We start from the raw sequence: 16,375 nt of genomic DNA, 5'->3' as shown, positions 1-16,375 counted from the left end.
AAAATCCCGGTCTAAACCCAACGAAACGATCGAAGCATGAGCACCGAGTCCACTCCTAACAGCGGCGCCAAAGACGCCTTTCCGGTCACTGACGAAGTCCGTCACGCGCTCGCCGTCACCAAACGCGGCGTCGACGAACTGCTGATCGAAGAAGAATTCCAGCAGAAGCTTGCCCGCAGCGCCGCCACGGGCAAGCCGCTGCGCATCAAGCTCGGTCTCGATCCGACTGCGCCCGACATCCACATCGGTCACACGGTCGTGCTCAACAAGATGCGCCAGCTTCAGGATCTCGGCCACACCGTGATCTTCCTGATCGGCGACTTCACCTCGCTGATCGGCGACCCGTCGGGGCGCAACGCCACGCGTCCGCCGCTCACGCGCGAGCAGATCGAGTCGAACGCGAAAACGTACTTCGAGCAGGCCGCGCTCGTGCTCGACCGCGAAAAAACCGAGATCCGCTACAACAGCGAATGGTCGATGCCGCTCGGCGCCGACGGCATGATCAAGCTCGCGTCGCGCTACACGGTCGCGCGCATTCTCGAGCGCGAGGACTTCACCAAGCGCTTCCAGAGCGGCGTGCCCATCTCGATCCACGAATTCCTCTATCCGCTGATGCAGGGCTACGACTCGGTCGCGCTCAATGCGGATCTGGAGCTCGGCGGCACGGACCAGAAGTTCAACCTGCTCGTCGGCCGCGAATTGCAGAAGCAGTACGGTCAGGAGCAGCAGTGCATTTTGACGATGCCGCTGCTCGAAGGCCTCGACGGCGTCGAGAAGATGTCGAAGTCGAAGAACAACTACGTCGGCATCAGCGAGAAGCCCAACGACATGTTCGGCAAGCTCATGAGCATCTCGGACACGCTGATGTGGCGTTACTTCACGCTGCTCTCGTTCCGTCCGATGGACGAAATCGAAGGCTTCAAGAGCGAGATCGAAGCGGGCCGCAACCCGCGCGACTTCAAGGTGCTGCTCGCGCAGGAAATCGTTGCGCGCTTTCACTCGCAGGCCGACGCCGAGCGCGCGCTCGAAGACTTCAACCACCGCGCGAAGGGCGGCGTGCCCGACGATATCCCGTCGGTCACGCTCGCGGGCGCGCCGCTCGCCATTGGCCAGCTGCTCAAGCAGGCGGGGCTCGTGCCGTCCACGAGCGAGGCGCTGCGCAACATCGAGCAGGGCGGCGTGAAGATCGATGGCGCCACCGTGTCCGACAAGGGCCTGAAGGTCGACGCGGGCGAGTTCGTCGTGCAGGTGGGCAAGCGCCGCTTCGCGCGCGTGACGCTGACCGCGTGATGACGATTCGCGTTCTGGACGTGGAGCGCACGCGATGATTGCGCTGATTCAACGCGTGCGCCGCGCCGAAGTCCGCGTCGCCGATGGCCCTGCGGAGCGCGTGACCGGCGCGATCGGCCAGGGCCTGCTCGCGCTGGTTTGCGCGGAGCGCGGCGACACTGAAGCAAACGCCGACAAGCTGCTCGCGAAACTGCTGGGCTACCGCGTGTTCAGCGACGCCGCGGGCAAGATGAATCTGCCGGTGCAGAACATCGACGGCAACGGTGCGGCGGGCGGCCTCCTGCTGGTCTCGCAGTTCACCCTCGCCGCCGATACCAACAGCGGCCTGCGCCCGAGCTTCACGCCCGCCGCGCCGCCCGACGAGGGGCGGCGTCTATTCGACTACTTCGTTGCCGCCGCGCGCGCAAAGCACCCCACGGTCGAGACCGGCGAGTTCGGCGCCGACATGCAGGTTTCGCTCGTCAATGACGGGCCCGTTACGTTCTGGCTGCAAGTGCGCAATTAAAGCGCGCAATTGAAAGTGCGCAATTCATCATGACCACGCAGATCCTCTTTATCCGCCACGGCGAAACAGCCTGGAACCGCATCAAGCGCATTCAGGGGCACATCGATATCCCGCTCGCCGAGAGCGGCATCGAGCAGGCCCAATTGCTCGCCGCGCGTTGTGCGAACGAGGCGTGCGCGGGCGTGCGCCTCGACGCGATCTGGTCGAGCGACCTGATGCGCGCGCAACAAACGGCCCAGCCGGTCGCCGATGCGCTCGGACTGACGCTCCAGCTCACCGAAGGCCTGCGCGAGCGCAACTACGGCGCGTTCCAGGGCCATGACAGCGACCAGATCGCCGAGCGCTTTCCCGACGAATACGCACACTGGCAAACCCGCGACCCCGGTTTCTCGCCGCCCGAGGGCGAGTCGCAACGCGTGTTCTACCACCGCGTGCTGCACGCGCTCGAGCCGATCCTCGCGAAGCACACCGGGGGGCGCATCGCCTGCGTCGCGCATGGCGGCGTGCTCGATTGCATCTATCGTTTCGCGAACGGTCTCGCGCTCGACGCGCCGCGCGCGTGGCCGCTCTTGAACACGAGCGTGAACGTCGTCGATTTCGAGCGCGACGGCGCGGCGACGCAAGCGCGCGTGCTCGCGTGGGGCGACGTCATGCATCTGCCGAGCCCAAGCGACGACGACAGCTTCAAGCGTTCCTCCTGAGCGAACCGCTGAGCCCCAAGAGGTTCGCCGCGCCGCTCGTCGCTCGACCGGCGCATTTCGCGCGTGCAGCGCCCGCTGCGGACGTCAAGTCTCTTACCTGTTGCTTTCAATTGCTTTCCAAAGGCCAACCGCAAAGCGGGAGCGCCTGATACCATTTGCCAGACCATTGCGCTTTGCCGTGCGTTGAAGAGGGATGCGCGCACCCCGTGCATGCGGTGTTGGCAAGGCCAGGTTTGCAGACGAAAAAACGAAGCGCAGTTTCAAGAACAACCGCAGGAGATTCTTAATGACGTTCAAGCTTCACAAGCTGTTGCCGGTGAGCGCCGCTGTCGTGGCGTTCGCGGCGAGTTTGGCCACTGCGTCGGCCAACGCTTCCGCTGACCAGGTCGTCAAGATCGGTCATGTCGGCCCGCTCACGGGCGGCTCGGCGCACCTCGGCAAGGACAACGAAAACGGCGCGCGTCTCGCCATCGAAGAGATCAACGCCAAGGGCCTCACGATCGGCGGCCAGAAGGTCACGCTCGCGCTCGACGGCCAGGACGACGGCGCCGACCCGCGCCAGGCGACCCAGGTCGCGCAGAAGCTCGTCGACGACAAGGTCGTGGCTGTGATCGGCCACCTGAATTCGGGCGCGTCGATTCCCGCCTCGAAGATCTATAGCGACGCGGGCATCGTGCAGATCTCGCCCTCGTCGACGAACCCGACCTACACGCAGCAGGGCTTCAAGACCACCTATCGCGTGGTTGCGACCGACGCGCAGCAAGGTCCCGCGCTGGCCAACTACGCCGCGAAAAGCCTGAACGTGAAGACGGTGGCCGTGGTCGACGATTCGACCGCCTACGGCCAGGGCCTCGCGAACGAGTTCGAGAAGACCGCGAAGTCGCTCGGCATGAGGGTCGTCTCGCACGATGCGACCAACGACAAGGCCGTCGATTTCCGCGCGATTCTCACCAAGATCAAGGGTGAGAATCCCGACGCGATCATGTACGGCGGCATGGACGCCACCGGCGGCCCGTTCGCCAAGCAGGCACGCCAGCTTGGCCTGCGCGCGAAGGTGCTGGCCGGCGACGGCGTGTGCACGGAAAGCCTCGCGCAACTCGCGGGCTCGGCTTCCGACAACATCGTCTGCTCGCAAGCGGGCATGGCGCTCGAGCGCATGGAAGGCGGAGCGGCGTTCTCGGCGAAATACCAGAAGCGCTTTGGCCACGCGGTCGAATACGATGCGCCGTTCACCTACGACGCGGTGTACATCGTCGTCGACGCAATGAAGCGCGCGAACTCGACCGATCCCGCGAAGGTCCTCGCGCAGATCCCGGGCACCGACTACAAGGGTGTGATCGGCGAGACAGTGTTCGATTCGAAGGGCGACCTCAAGCACGGCGTGATTTCGCTCTACAACTACAAGGCGGGCAAGAAGTCGCTGCTCGACGTGGTGAAGATGTAAGCAACGTCCGGTCCTCGACCGGATGAGGTTTCCGATGAAGCGGCCAGCCTGCGCAAGCAGCCTGGCCGTTTTTTCATGGCGAGCACAACGAGGAGAGATTCAGGGCGCTGGTGGCGCGGCTGCGCGCCGGCGCGCGCGTTTCGAGACGCCATTGACAAGCGCCCAGCGCAGCATGGGCGCGACCGCGCGCATGCCCGGCTGCACCATCGCGCGGCGGGCGAGCGCGAAGCGGTCGAAGCCGAGCATCTGCTGGGCGAACGGCGGCAGGAGGTCGATGCCCGCATTACGCAGCAACGCGCCTGCGGGGCGCATCGCCGGGCGCGGCACCGGCACTTCCATCAGCACGCGCACGACTTCGCGCGTGCGCTCGCTGGCGACGAGCTCGGGCTGCATCGCTTGCAGATAGGCCGCGACTTCAGCGCGCGAGCGCGGCACTTCGGTCGCGCCCAGCAACTGTGCGATGAGCGCGACTTCCGAGTAGTACTGATCCTGCGCCTCGCCAGGCAGCGCGGGATTCACGTAGCGCAAATAGGCGGCCAGAAAGCTCGATACCTCGGCCACATGCACCCACGTGAGCAGCGCGGGGTCGCTTGCGCGATACGCGCGGCCATCGGGTGCGGTGCCCGTCACCGCGAGGTGAATGGTCTTCACGCGCTCGATGAGCGCGAGCGCATCGGCGCGGCTGCCGTAGGTGGTGCCGGCGATAAAGGTCGCGGTGCGGCGCAGCCGGCCGAGAATGTCGCTGCGAAACGTCGAGTGGTCCCACACGCCCGCGAGCGCGAGCGGGTGCAGCGCTTGCAGCAGCAGGGCGCTGATGCCGCCCGCCATCATCGCGGCGAAGTCGGCATGCACTTTCCAGCAGATGGCGTTCGGGCCGAACAGACCCGGGTCGCCGGGGGGCGACGAGTAGTCGAGCTTCGGGCCGCTGCCCGTGGTGAGATGCGTGACGTTTTCGGCGAGCGTCATGCGCAGGCGCCGCGCGATCTGGCCGACGAGGCCAGTCGGTTCGGGAGCGTTGGGGGGACGGCCGGCGTGATCGGACATCGTGCTCTCGTTCGCGCTGTGCGCCTTGCCGCGCCTTACGACGCGTCCGGGCTCCAGTCGCCGCCCGTCGATGCGTCGTCGGGCACGACGAGGCCGAAGTGCCGGTAGGTGAGCTGGGTGGCCACACGTCCGCGCGGCGTGCGCTGCAGGAAGCCTTGCTGGATCAGGTACGGTTCCAGCACGTCCTCGATCGTGTCGCGCTCTTCGCCAATGGCGGCCGCCAGATTGTCCACGCCCACCGGGCCGCCGTCGAACTTGTGCAGGATCGCTTCGAGCAGCTTGCGGTCCATCAGGTCGAAGCCCACAGGATCGACGTCGAGCATCTTGAGCGCGGCGTCGGCCACTTGCGCGGTGATCGTGCCGTCGGCCTTCACTTCGGCGTAATCGCGCACGCGGCGCAGCAGGCGGTTGGCGATACGCGGCGTGCCGCGCGAGCGGCGCGCGATTTCAAGCGCGCCGTCAGGATGAATATGCGCGCCGAGCAGCGCCGACGAGCGCTGCACGATGCGCGAGAGCTCGCTTGCGTTGTAGAACTCGAGCCGCGAGACGATGCCGAAGCGGTCGCGCAGCGGGTTCGTGAGCATGCCCGCGCGCGTGGTTGCGCCCACCAGCGTGAAGGGCTGAAGGTCGAGCTTCACGCTGCGCGCGGCCGGCCCTTCGCCGATCATGATGTCGATCTGATAGTCCTCGAGCGCCGGATACAGAATTTCCTCGACGACCGGCGAGAGCCGGTGGATTTCGTCGATGAACAGCACGTCGTTGGCTTCGAGGTTGGTGAGCAGCGCCGCGAGGTCGCCCGCGCGTTCGAGCACGGGGCCCGAGGTCTGCCGCAGATTGACACCCATTTCGCGCGCGATGATGTGCGCGAGCGTGGTCTTGCCGAGGCCCGGCGGCCCGAACAGCAGCACGTGGTCGAGCGGTTCAGAACGGCGTTTGGCGGCCTCGATGAATATTTCGAGCTGGCCGCGCACCTTTTCCTGGCCAACGTATTCGTCGAGCTGGCGCGGGCGCAGCGCGCGCTCGAACGCCTCCTCGTTGGACGAGGCCGGCGTGGCGGCGATCACGCGGCTGGGGCTGGCGCCACCGCTAGCGGCGAGTTTGTCGGTTTCGATCATGCAGCGATTGTACCGCGCTGTACCACGCGTATCGCACGCACCGCGCGCCGCCACAAGGCAGCATCATCACGCAGCCATCACGCAGCCATCATGCGGCATCACGCGGCCCTCACGCCTTCGAGAGCACCTTCAGCGCGAGCTTGATGCCTTCGGAGACGCCCGTGCCGGCCGGCACGCTCTTGATGGCGGCGAGCGCTTCTTTCTCCGAATAGCCGAGCGCGAGCAGCGCGTTGAGGATGTCGTTCGCGTGGTCCGAGGGCGACGCCGCCGCGGCCATCGCGCCCAGATCCGCGCCGAGCTTGCCCTTGAGTTCGAGCAGCAGGCGCTCGGCGGTTTTCTTGCCGATGCCGGGCACGCGCGTGAGGCGCGCCGAGTCCTGCAGCGTCACGGCCTGCGAGAGATCGTGCACGCTCATGCCCGAGAGTACGGCCAGCGCCATGCGCGCGCCGATGCCGGTGATCTTGAGCAGTTCGCGAAACGTCGCGCGCTCCTGCGCGGTGCCGAAGCCGTAAAGCAGGTGCGCGTCGTCGCGCACGATCATCTGCGTGAGCAGTACGACTTTTTCGCCGGTCCCGGGCAGGTTGTAGAACGTGCTCATCGGCACGTCGACTTCGTAGCCGATGCCGTTGCAGTCGATGAGCAGGTGCGGCGGGTTCTTTTCCAGCAATACGCCGGCAATGCGACCGATCATGGCAAGTTCAGTGATGTGGGAAAGGGCAGAGTGTAGCGGAGCGCGCTGCTGCGCGGCGCGCTTCCTCTGAACGTTGGCCTGATGGCCAGGGGCGTTGTTTAGCCGATCAACCGTCCGCGCCGCACGCGCACGCCCTTCTTCGCGAGCGTGGGCGCGATACCGCCGAGCGCCGCGAGCGTGTCGCCGCTATGTGCGTGGCAGATCGCCATACCGAGCGCGTCGGCGGCATCGGTGCCGGGCGTGCCCGTGAGCGCGAGCAGGCGCACGACCATCTGCTGCATCTGCTCCTTGGTCGCGCGGCCATAGCCCACGACGGCCTGCTTCAGTTGCAGCGCGGTGTATTCGGCCACCGGCACGCCACCCGAGACGAGCCCGCAGATGGCCGCGCCGCGCGCCTGGCCGAGCAGCAGCGTCGACTGCGGATTGACGTTGACGAAGACCTTTTCGATGGCGGCCTGGTCGGGCGCGTGCTGGCGGATCAGCGTGGAGACGCCTTCGAAGATGGTGCCGAGGCGCGTGGGCAGATCGGCATCGGCGGTGCGGATGACGCCGCTTGCGACATACGTGAGCTGGTGACCGTGACGCTCGATCACGCCGAAGCCGGTCACGCGCAAGCCGGGGTCGATGCCGAGAATTCTCATGAAATGCGGGGGAAAGCGCTGTGTGTCGAGGATGTGCCTGCGATGGTACAACGAACGGCACAGCGGCCGCGAGCCTTGGCGGCACGCGGGAACGCCGGGCGCGGCGTAAAGAAAAACCCGCGGGACGCGAGGTCCGGCGGGCTTCTCGCAGTATCGGCGCGTCTCGCGCGCCGGGGCGATTAGTGACGGAAGTGGCGGATGCCCGTCATCACCATGGCGATGTTGTGCTCGTCGGCGGCGGCGATCACCTCGTCGTCGCGCATCGAGCCGCCCGGCTGGATCACGCAGGTCGCGCCCGCGTTGACCACCACGTCGAGGCCGTCACGGAACGGGAAGAACGCATCCGACGCCACGGCCGTGCCCGCGAGCTTCAGACCCGCGTTCTCGGCCTTGATGCTGGCGATGCGTGCCGAGTCCACGCGGCTCATCTGGCCCGCGCCCACGCCCATCGTCATGCCGTTGGCGCAGAACACGATGGCGTTGGACTTCACGAACTTCGCGACGCGCCACGCGAACATCAGATCGTCCATTTCCTTCGGCGTCGGGTGGCGCTTGGTCACCACGCGCAGCTCGTGCGGCTGCACGTTCTTCGCGTCGAGCGATTGCACCAGCAGGCCGCCGCCCACGCGCTTGAAGTCGAATGCGTTATGGCCTTCTCCCAAAGCGATCTCGAGCAGGCGCACGTTCTGCTTCGCGGCGAACACGGCCTTGGCGGCTGCCGAGAACGACGGCGCGATCAGTACTTCGACGAACTGCTTCGAGACTGCCTGCGCCGCAGCTTCGTCCACTTCGCGGTTGAACGCGATGATGCCGCCGAACGCCGAGGTCGGGTCGGTCTGGAACGCCTTCGAATACGCTTCGAGCGCGTCCGCGCCCACGGCCACGCCGCACGGATTCGCGTGCTTGATGATCACGCAGGCCGGCGCGTCGAAGGTCTTCACGCATTCCCACGCGGCGTCCGAGTCGGCGATGTTGTTGTACGAGAGTTCCTTGCCCTGGATCTGCATGTAGTTCGCGAGCGCGCCGGCCGGCGTCGAAAGATCGCGGTAGAACGCGGCGCTCTGGTGCGGGTTCTCGCCGTAGCGCAGGTCCTGGACCTTGTCGAACGCGAGGTTCAGCACGGCCGGATAGGTATTGCGCTCCCTGTGCTCGAGCGAATTCGTGAGGCTCGTGAGGTAATTCGTGATCGCGCCGTCGTACTGCGCCGTGTGCGAGAACACCTTGGTCGCGAGGCGGAAGTTGGTGGCGTAGCTCACGGCGTTGCCGTTCGCGCGCATTTCTTCGAGCACCTTCGCGTAGTCGGCGGGATCGACCACCACGGTCACGTCGCGATGGTTCTTCGCGGCCGAGCGCAGCATGGTCGGGCCGCCGATGTCGATGTTCTCGATCGCGTCTTCGAGCGAGCACTCGTCCTTCGAGATCGTCTGGACGAACGGGTAGAGGTTCACCACCAGCAGGTCGATCGTCGGGATGTCGTGCTTTTCGAGCGCGGCCATGTGCTCGGGCAGGTCGCGGCGCGCGAGAATGCCGCCGTGAACCTTCGGGTGCAGCGTCTTCACGCGCCCATCGAGCATTTCCGGAAAGCCAGTGTAGTCAGCCACTTCGGTGACGTTGAGGCCCGCGTCCGCGAGCAGTTTCGCGGTGCCGCCGGTCGACAGGATCTTGACGCCGAGGTCCGACAGCGATTTCGCGAAATCGACGATGCCAGCCTTGTCGGAAACGGAGATGAGCGCTTGCTTGATCATGATGGGGAGAATTTGCCGAGGGATCGAGGAGTCCGCGCCGGAAGTCCAGTACCGTCCGTGGAGCGATGACGGTTGTTGCAGGGGCCGTTACAGCAGGCCGTGCTGCTGAAGCTTCTTGCGCAGCGTGTTGCGGTTGATGCCGAGATACTCGGCGGCCAGCGACTGGTTGCCGCCTGCCTGCTCGAGCACCACCTCGAGCATCGGTTTTTCGACGCACGCCATCACCATTTCGTAGACGTCGTGCGGGTTGCTGCCGTCGAGATCCTGGAAATAAATCCCCAGGCTCTCGCGGACGGATTGTTCGATATTGTGCTTGCTCATGCTGCCAGTCGATCGGTGGGTTCGCGCTCGCCGTGGGCGCCGGTTTCGTCGTCGACATAGACGAGGCGCTCGGAAACGGCCTTTTGCTCGTCGAAGAACTGGTTGACGGCGGCGAGTTGGTCGCGCGTGGTGTCCAGCGTGTTCATGCGATGCCGGAACGCATTGGCGCCGCAAAGGCCGCGAGTGTACCAGCCGATATGCTTGCGCGCAGTACGCACACCCGTAAATTCGCCATAAAACGCGTAGTGGTCTTCGAGGTGCTCGTTCATGATCGCCTGGATCTCGTCCACGCGCGGGGGCGGCAGCACTTCGCCGGTCGCGAGAAAATGCTCGATCTCGCGAAAGAGCCACGGGCGGCCCTGCGCCGCGCGGCCGATCATGATGGCGTCGGCGCCGGTGAAGGCGAGCACGTCGCACGCCTTCTGCGGCTTCGTGATGTCGCCGTTGGCGACCACCGGAATGCGCGCGGCGGCCTTCACTGCGGCAATCGTTTCGTACTCGGCTTCGCCGTGGTAGAGGTCGGCGCGCGTGCGCCCGTGCATGGTGAGCATGGAAATGCCGCTTTCCTCCGCAATGCGCGCGATGGTGAGCGCGTTGCGGTGCTCGCGGTCCCAGCCCGTGCGGATCTTGAGCGTGACGGGCACGGCGTCGGGGCCGATGCCCACGGCGTCCACCACGGCCTTCACGATGCGCGCGACGAGCGGCTCGTTTTGCAGCAGCGCGGAGCCGGCCGCCACGTTGCAGACCTTCTTGGCCGGGCAGCCCATGTTGATGTCGATGATCTGCGCGCCGTTCGCTACGTTATAGCGCGCCGCTTCGGCCATCATCTCCGGGTCCGCGCCGGCGATCTGCACGGCGATGGGCTCGACCTCGCCCGCGTGATTGGCGCGGCGCATGGTCTTTTCGCTCTTCCAGAGCTGCGCGTTGGACGCGACCATCTCCGAAACCGCATAGCCCGCGCCCAGCCGCTTGCACAGCTGGCGGAACGGCCGGTCCGTGACGCCCGCCATGGGGGCGACGAACAGGTTGTTGCGCAGGGTGTGTCGGCCAATTGTGAACATGATGCACGGACGAAAGCGGCAGCGCGCCCGGCTGGCTTCGATGAACGTCGAAGGCATCGGCGCGGCGGCGGCTCGAAAAGGGGAAACGCATATTTTAGCGTTAACGAGATGGGCGGTCTCGGCTTGTGGACCCTGGTGTTGTTCTGGCAGACGGGCCAAGGCTCGGGCGCAACACCTTGATATGAAACGCGATTCGACCCTTTCAGAGTGAGCGCCGATTCGTCCTGTTAATTCCGCTGCCCGAACATCATCTGCCGCGCGAGCGCCGTCTTCACCGGCGGCGCGAGCTCGAGCGCCGTGAGCGCGAGGCCGCGCAGCGCAGCGAGCGGCGCGAAATCGATGGTGAACAGGCGCGCGAGCATGTCCGTCGCGCCGATCGTCATGCGCCGGTCGAACGCGCGGCGGCCCGCGAAGTCGGCGAGCGCATGCGGGGTCGCGCTGTGTTGCGCAAGGGCATCGGCGAGCGCGTGGGCATCGCGCAGGCCGAGATTCAGGCCCTGGCCGGCCACCGGATGCAGCGTTTGCGCCGCGTTGCCCACGGCCGCGATGCGGTTGTTGCCGCTCACCAGCGTGTCGAGCGCGTTCAGGCCGAGTGGGAACGCCGCGCGGCCATGGATCTGCGTGAAGCGCCCCAGCCGCGTGCCGAAGGCGGCGCCGAGCGCGGCGAGGAAATCGGCGTCGGAAAGCTGGGCACGGCGCTCGGCCTCGACCGGCGACGAGCACCACACGAGCGCGTAGTCCGCGCCGCGCACGCCGCCGATCGGCAATAGCGCGATCGGGCCTTCGTTCGTGAAGCGCTCCCAAGCCACGTGCGGCTGCGGCGAAGAAACCGTCACCACGCCGACCAGCGCGGTCTGGCCGTAGTCGCGGGTGCGCTTGCGCGTGTCCGTGTCCGTGGCGGTGGCGGTGGCGGTGGCGGTGGCGGTGGCGGTGGCGGTGGCGGAGCCGGCCTCGCCCGAAGCATCGGCGGTTTCGCCTTGTTCGTCGTTACCGTCCGTGCCGGTGCGCGGCGGCTGGTGCGCGGTTTGCGCCCGATAGAGCCCGCCTTCCGCGTTCACGAGAATGCACGCGCGCAGCGTGCGCATGACGCCCGCGCTTTGCACGGGCAGCGTCACGCCGTCGTGTTCGACGACCGGTGCGTGCGCGTGCGTGTGGTGCAGCCAGTGCACGCGCGTGCCGCGCACCGCCTGCGCGAGCGACTGCACGATCGCGCCGTAGCGCGCGACATAGCCAAGCGCGGGCAGGTCGTAGTCGTGCCGGTCGATCAGCGTGCGGCCGAAGTGGCCGCGCTGCGAGACGTGGATGCGCTCGATCGGCGTTGCGTCCTGCGGCCACGCGAGCGCCTGCAGCAGCGTGCGGCTGCCCTGCGAGACCGCGATGGCGCGCGGGTCGCCGGCGCTGTCGTCGGGTTCGCGCGCGTCGATCAACGCGACCGAGAGGGCCGCCGTCGCGCTGCGCCGCGCGAGCCAGCCGGCGAGCGCGAGCCCGACCGGACCCGCGCCGACGATGATCACGTCATATTCGTTGGGCGCGTGCGTGGCTGCGCTTGCGGTCCCGCTCATCATCCCGCTCGTGGCCCCGCCTGCCGGGGTGTTCGCTGCATTCATGTCGCTGCGTTCGCTTCAGATCGTTGGCATTTTAAGTGCGCTCACGCGCCGCGTCGCGCGTCCTGCATCAGCGCCTCGATTTCGTCGGCGGCCACGGGCACGTCGCGCGTGATCAGCTCGCAGCCGGCGGCGGTCACGATGGCGTCGTCCTCGATGCGGATGCCGATGTCCCAGTAGCGCTCGGGCACGTCTTCGGCGGCGCGCACGTAGAGGCCGGGCTCGATCGTGAGCGTCATGCCGGGCCGCAGCGTGCGCCAGGGTGGCGCGGCGGCGGCAGGGGTATTGATATTGGTATTGGTATTGGTATTGGTATTGGCAGAGGCGGCATTCGCGTCGCGTTCGCCGCGCTCAAGATAGTCGCCCGCGTCGTGCACATCCATGCCGAGCCAGTGCCCGGTGCGATGCATATAGAAGCGCGCGTAGGCGCGCTCCGCGATCACGTCGTCGACGCTGGCAAAGCGCTGCTTGTCCACGATGCCCGTGTCGAGCAGCCCTTGCGCGAGCACGCGCACGGCGGCCTCGTGCGGCGCCTCGAAGTTCACGCCCGCGCGCGTGGCGTCGATGGCGGCCTGCTGAGCCGCGAGCACGATCTCGTAGAGCTCGCGCTGGGCGCTCGTGTAGCGCCCGCTCGCGGGAAAGGTGCGCGTGATGTCCGAGGCGTAGCCGTTCAGCTCGCAGGCGGCGTCGATCAGGATCAGGTCCCCTTCGCGCACCACCGCGTTGCCGGCCGGGTAGTGGAGCACGCAGGCGTTCGCGCCCGTCGCGACGATCGAGCCGTAGGCGGGCGCCTGCGCGCCGTGCTTGCGGAATGTGTAGAGCAGCTCGGCTTCGAGCTCGTATTCGCGCATGCCGGGGCGGCACGCCTGCATGGCGCGCACGTGCGCGAGCGCCGAAATTTTCGCGGCGCGGCGCATGGTGTCGAGCTCGTGTGCGTCCTTGACGATGCGCATGTCGTCGAGCAGCGGCACGAGGTCGTACGCGGCAGCCGGCGCGGCAACGCCGCTGCGCGACTGCGCGCGCACGGCGTCGATCCAGCGCTTGACCTGCGCGTCGAAGCGGTCCGAGGCCGCCAGCGCGTAATGGAGCGCCGGGCGATCGGCGATCAGGCGCGGCACCTGGGTGTCGATATCGTCGACGGCAAACGCGGCGTCGAAGCCGAATGCCTCGCGCGCGCCGTCGGGCCCGAAGCGAAAGCCTTCCCACGTCTCGCGCTCGACGTTCTTCGCGCGGCAGAACAGGATCGTGGCGGGCTGGTTCTCGCCCGCGCTCGCGTCGAGCACGAGCAGCGCCTCGGGCTCGGTGAAGCCGGTGAGGTAATAGAAGTAGCTGTCGTGCCGATACGGATATTCGGTGTCGCGGTTGCGCAGCGCCTCGGGCGCGGTGGGCACCAGCGCCACGCCGCCGCCTTTGGCGCGCAGCGCGGCGAGCACGCGTTCGCGGCGCGCGCGGTACAGCGCGGCGCCGCCATCGGGGCCGCGCGGCGCATCGGCTGCGGCGCGCGAGGCGGCCGAGGCGCTTTCCGTGAGGGTCGTGTCCATCTTGCGATTGTAGCGCCTGCGTAGTTGCGCCTGCGCAGTGGCTTCTGTGCAGCACGCGCGTCGCCGGGGGCCGCTCGCGTGCGTTGTTGCATCGAGCCGACAACGCTGATCGGAGAAATCTGCTGCTAGCGAAGGCGACCCGTCAGAATCAGGGCATTCCAACGTATACTTTCGCCGGATTCCAGAAAAGGCAGGTGTGATGAAACTTATCGGTTCGCTCGGCAGCCCGTACGTCCGCAAGGCGCGGATCACGCTCGCCGAAAAGAAAATCGACTACAAGCTGGTGCTTGAAAACGTGTGGGGCGCCGACACGGCGATTCACGATTTCAACCCGCTCGGCAAGGTGCCGTGTCTCGTGATGGAGGACGGCGAAGCCGTGTTCGATTCGCGCGTGATCTGCGAGTACGTCGACATGCTCTCGCCGGTCGGCAAGCTGATTCCGCAGGGCGGGCGCGAGCGCGTGGAGGTGCGGTGCTGGGAGGCGCTCGCCGACGGCATGCTCGACGCCGCCGTGCTGATCCGCCTGGAAGGCACGCAGCGCGAGCCCGAGCAGCGCAGCGAGGCATGGGTCGCGCGCCAGCAGCGCAAAATTCGCGAGGGCTTGAACGCGATGGCCAAGGGTCTTGCGGGCAATGCGTGGTGCGCGGGCAACCGCTACACGCTCGCCGACATCGCGGTGGGCTGCGCGCTCGGCTATCTCGACTTCCGCATGCCGGAGCTCGACTGGCGCGAGCCGCATCCGAATCTCGCCCGGCATTTCGACAAGCTCATGCAGCGGCCGTCGTTCGCCGATACCGTGCCGCAGGCGTGAAACACGTCAAACACCTCGTTACGCAGGACGCGCGCACGCCGCCATGGCGTTGCGCGCGCAACCATCCGGGCGTCAGCCCATCTTGTCGATATCCGGCACGAACGAATCGCTGCGCGCGACCGGCCACCACTTCTCGTACAGCTGATAGCGGTAACGCCCTTCGATGAGGTCGCCAGGCTTCAGGTACTTGAGCAGTTCCGACATCAGCTTGACTTCATACGACGAAACACGGCGCACGATGTGATGCGCGCGCAGATCGGCGGGGCTCTCGAGTCCCGCGGCCTGGAGGATTTCCTGCAGCGCGTGCAGCGTGTTGCGATGGAAGTAGTAGACGCGCTCACCCTTGTCCGGCACGTTCAGTGCGCGCTGGCGTGCCGGGTCCTGGGTCGCGACGCCGGTGGGGCAGCGGTCCGAATGGCACTTCTGCGCCTGGATGCAGCCCACCGCGAACATGAAGCCGCGCGCCGAGTTGATCCAGTCCGCGCCGATCGCGAGCGTCTTGGCGATATCGAATGCGGTGATGATCTTGCCGCTTGCACCAATCTTGATTTTGTCGCGCAGGCCGATGCCCACGAGCGTGTTGTGCACGAGCAGCAGGCCCTCCTGCAGCGGCGTGCCGATGTGATCGGTGAACTCGATGGGCGCGGCGCCCGTGCCGCCTTCGGCGCCGTCCACGACGATGAAGTCGGGCAAGATGCCGGTTTCGAGCATGGCCTTGGCGATGCCGAAGAACTCCCACGGGTGGCCGATGCACAGCTTGAAGCCGGTGGGCTTGCCGCCCGAGAGCTTGCGCAGGCGCTCGACGAATTCGAGCAGGCCGCGCGGCGTGGAGAACTCCGAATGGCGCGCGGGCGAGACGCAATCCTGGCCGATCGGAATGCCGCGCGTCTCGGCAATCTCGGGCGTGACCTTGGCGGCCAGCAGCATGCCGCCGTGGCCCGGCTTCGCGCCCTGCGAGAGCTTCACCTCGATCATCTTCACCTGTGGCTCCTGGGCGAGGCGCTGAAATTTTTCGGCGCTGAAGGTGCCGTCGTCGTTGCGGCAGCCGAAGTAGCCCGAGGCGACTTCCCAGATGATGTCGCCGCCGTTCTCGCGGTGGTACTTCGACATCGAGCCTTCGCCGGTGTCGTGCGCGAAGCCGCCTTTCTTCGCGCCCAGGTTGAGCGCGCGGATGGCGTTGGCGGATAGCGCGCCGAAGCTCATCGCCGAGATGTTGAAAATCGACATCGAATACGGCTGCGCGCGCTGCACGCCCACCAGCACGCGGAAGTCGCTGCCCGCGAGTTTGGTCGGCGCGAGCGAATGGCTGATCCACTCGTGGCCTACGGCCTTCACGTCGAGCTCGGTGCCGTACGGGCGGCTGTCGACGACGTTCTTCGAGCGCTGGTAGACCACGCTGCGCTGCACGAGCGAGAAGGGTTTTTCGTCGGTGTCGTCTTCGACGAAGTACTGGCGGATTTCGGGACGCACGAACTCGAACAGAAAGCGCAGATGACCCCAGAGCGGATAGTTGCGCAGGATGGCGTGGCGCTGCTGGGTCATGTCCCAGATGCCGAGCGCGACGATGAGCGCCGGCACGACGGCGCACAGCCACGACAGATGATGGAGCGCCGCTGCAAGCACGCAGGCTGCCAGCAGCAGCACCGCGCACCACATGGCAAGGTAACGTCGGGAAAACATGGGTGGGGACTCCTCGATCTTTTGATTCGCTGCGCGAGGCGGGTTGCGGCCGCGCGCGCCGGCCGCGCCCGGGTGAGGCGCGACGGTGCCCGAATGATGCCGCAAGTTGGTGAATCTGGCCGGCAGGAAGACAAAAAGCCGGCGTGAAACCGAAGGGGCCGATCGTACGATCGTAAGGAGG

Annotated in this window: 15 protein-coding genes; 5 read left to right on the top strand and 10 right to left on the bottom strand. The window is 66.7% G+C overall.

The annotated features are described in order from the left end of the window. Nucleotides 1–36: 36 nt before the first annotated feature. From tyrS to PWP93_RS10520, 4 genes are all read left to right on the top strand, one after another. Nucleotides 37–1,290 carry a tyrosine--tRNA ligase gene (tyrS, locus tag PWP93_RS10535; protein WP_421044448.1) on the top strand — a complete coding sequence of 418 codons (1,254 nt, stop codon included), beginning with the start codon at nucleotides 37–39 and terminating at the stop codon, nucleotides 1,288–1,290. Between the two features lie 34 nt (nucleotides 1,291–1,324). Then, nucleotides 1,325–1,795, top strand: a complete 471-nt coding sequence (gene dtd, locus PWP93_RS10530) for a D-aminoacyl-tRNA deacylase (RefSeq protein ID WP_421044447.1) — start codon at nucleotides 1,325–1,327, stop codon at nucleotides 1,793–1,795. A 29-nt stretch (nucleotides 1,796–1,824) separates the two neighbouring features. After that, nucleotides 1,825–2,496, top strand: coding sequence for a histidine phosphatase family protein (locus tag PWP93_RS10525; protein ID WP_421044446.1), 672 nt, complete (start codon nucleotides 1,825–1,827; stop codon nucleotides 2,494–2,496). A 286-nt stretch (nucleotides 2,497–2,782) separates the two neighbouring features. Then, nucleotides 2,783–3,940, top strand: a complete 1,158-nt coding sequence (locus PWP93_RS10520; protein ID WP_421044445.1) for a branched-chain amino acid ABC transporter substrate-binding protein — start codon at nucleotides 2,783–2,785, stop codon at nucleotides 3,938–3,940. 99 nt (nucleotides 3,941–4,039) lie between these two features. On the opposite strand, the gene PWP93_RS10515 is transcribed toward PWP93_RS10520, so the two are convergent. The 9 genes from PWP93_RS10515 to PWP93_RS10475 all read right to left on the bottom strand — a co-directional run bounded on the left by PWP93_RS10515 (nucleotide 4,040) and on the right by PWP93_RS10475 (nucleotide 13,703). Then, nucleotides 4,040–4,984 carry an oxygenase MpaB family protein gene (locus PWP93_RS10515; protein WP_421044444.1) on the bottom strand — a complete coding sequence of 315 codons (945 nt, stop codon included), beginning with the start codon at nucleotides 4,982–4,984 and terminating at the stop codon, nucleotides 4,040–4,042. 35 nt (nucleotides 4,985–5,019) lie between these two features. Beyond that, nucleotides 5,020–6,099 carry a Holliday junction branch migration DNA helicase RuvB gene (gene ruvB, locus PWP93_RS10510; protein ID WP_421044443.1) on the bottom strand — a complete coding sequence of 360 codons (1,080 nt, stop codon included), beginning with the start codon at nucleotides 6,097–6,099 and terminating at the stop codon, nucleotides 5,020–5,022. A gap of 109 nt (nucleotides 6,100–6,208) precedes the next feature. Next, nucleotides 6,209–6,790, bottom strand: a complete 582-nt coding sequence (ruvA, locus tag PWP93_RS10505) for a Holliday junction branch migration protein RuvA (protein WP_421044442.1) — start codon at nucleotides 6,788–6,790, stop codon at nucleotides 6,209–6,211. Nucleotides 6,791–6,888: 98 nt separating this feature from the next. Beyond that, nucleotides 6,889–7,431 carry a crossover junction endodeoxyribonuclease RuvC gene (gene ruvC, locus PWP93_RS10500; RefSeq protein WP_421044441.1) on the bottom strand — a complete coding sequence of 181 codons (543 nt, stop codon included), beginning with the start codon at nucleotides 7,429–7,431 and terminating at the stop codon, nucleotides 6,889–6,891. A gap of 179 nt (nucleotides 7,432–7,610) precedes the next feature. Next, nucleotides 7,611–9,176, bottom strand: coding sequence for a bifunctional phosphoribosylaminoimidazolecarboxamide formyltransferase/IMP cyclohydrolase (purH, locus tag PWP93_RS10495; RefSeq protein WP_421044440.1), 1,566 nt, complete (start codon nucleotides 9,174–9,176; stop codon nucleotides 7,611–7,613). A gap of 87 nt (nucleotides 9,177–9,263) precedes the next feature. Further along, nucleotides 9,264–9,497, bottom strand: a complete 234-nt coding sequence (locus PWP93_RS10490; RefSeq protein WP_028216158.1) for a Fis family transcriptional regulator — start codon at nucleotides 9,495–9,497, stop codon at nucleotides 9,264–9,266. Continuing rightward, nucleotides 9,494–10,558, bottom strand: coding sequence for a tRNA dihydrouridine synthase DusB (dusB, locus tag PWP93_RS10485; RefSeq protein WP_421045068.1), 1,065 nt, complete (start codon nucleotides 10,556–10,558; stop codon nucleotides 9,494–9,496). Before dusB ends, PWP93_RS10490 begins: the two co-directional genes overlap by 4 nt. Before the next feature lie 227 nt (nucleotides 10,559–10,785). After that, nucleotides 10,786–12,123: a UbiH/UbiF/VisC/COQ6 family ubiquinone biosynthesis hydroxylase gene (locus PWP93_RS10480; protein ID WP_421045067.1), complete on the bottom strand. Its 1,338-nt coding sequence runs from the start codon at nucleotides 12,121–12,123 to the stop codon at nucleotides 10,786–10,788. A gap of 83 nt (nucleotides 12,124–12,206) precedes the next feature. Further along, complete coding sequence (locus tag PWP93_RS10475; protein WP_421044439.1) at nucleotides 12,207–13,703, bottom strand: aminopeptidase P N-terminal domain-containing protein; 1,497 nt, start codon at nucleotides 13,701–13,703, stop codon at nucleotides 12,207–12,209. Between the two features lie 199 nt (nucleotides 13,704–13,902). Here PWP93_RS10475 and PWP93_RS10470 point away from each other — a divergent pair, with 199 nt between their 5' ends. Beyond that, complete coding sequence (locus tag PWP93_RS10470) at nucleotides 13,903–14,514, top strand: glutathione S-transferase C-terminal domain-containing protein (RefSeq protein WP_421044438.1); 612 nt, start codon at nucleotides 13,903–13,905, stop codon at nucleotides 14,512–14,514. Between the two features lie 72 nt (nucleotides 14,515–14,586). On the opposite strand, the gene PWP93_RS10465 is transcribed toward PWP93_RS10470, so the two are convergent. Continuing rightward, nucleotides 14,587–16,194, bottom strand: a complete 1,608-nt coding sequence (locus tag PWP93_RS10465) for an FMN-binding glutamate synthase family protein (RefSeq protein WP_421044437.1) — start codon at nucleotides 16,192–16,194, stop codon at nucleotides 14,587–14,589. Between the last annotated feature and the right edge of the window lie 181 nt (nucleotides 16,195–16,375).

The organism is Paraburkholderia sp. A1RI-2L, from assembly GCF_048957375.1.
Lineage (GTDB): Bacteria > Pseudomonadota > Gammaproteobacteria > Burkholderiales > Burkholderiaceae > Paraburkholderia.
Note: the sequence above shows the minus strand (reverse complement) of the source record. Positions and strands in the feature narration are given on the sequence as shown.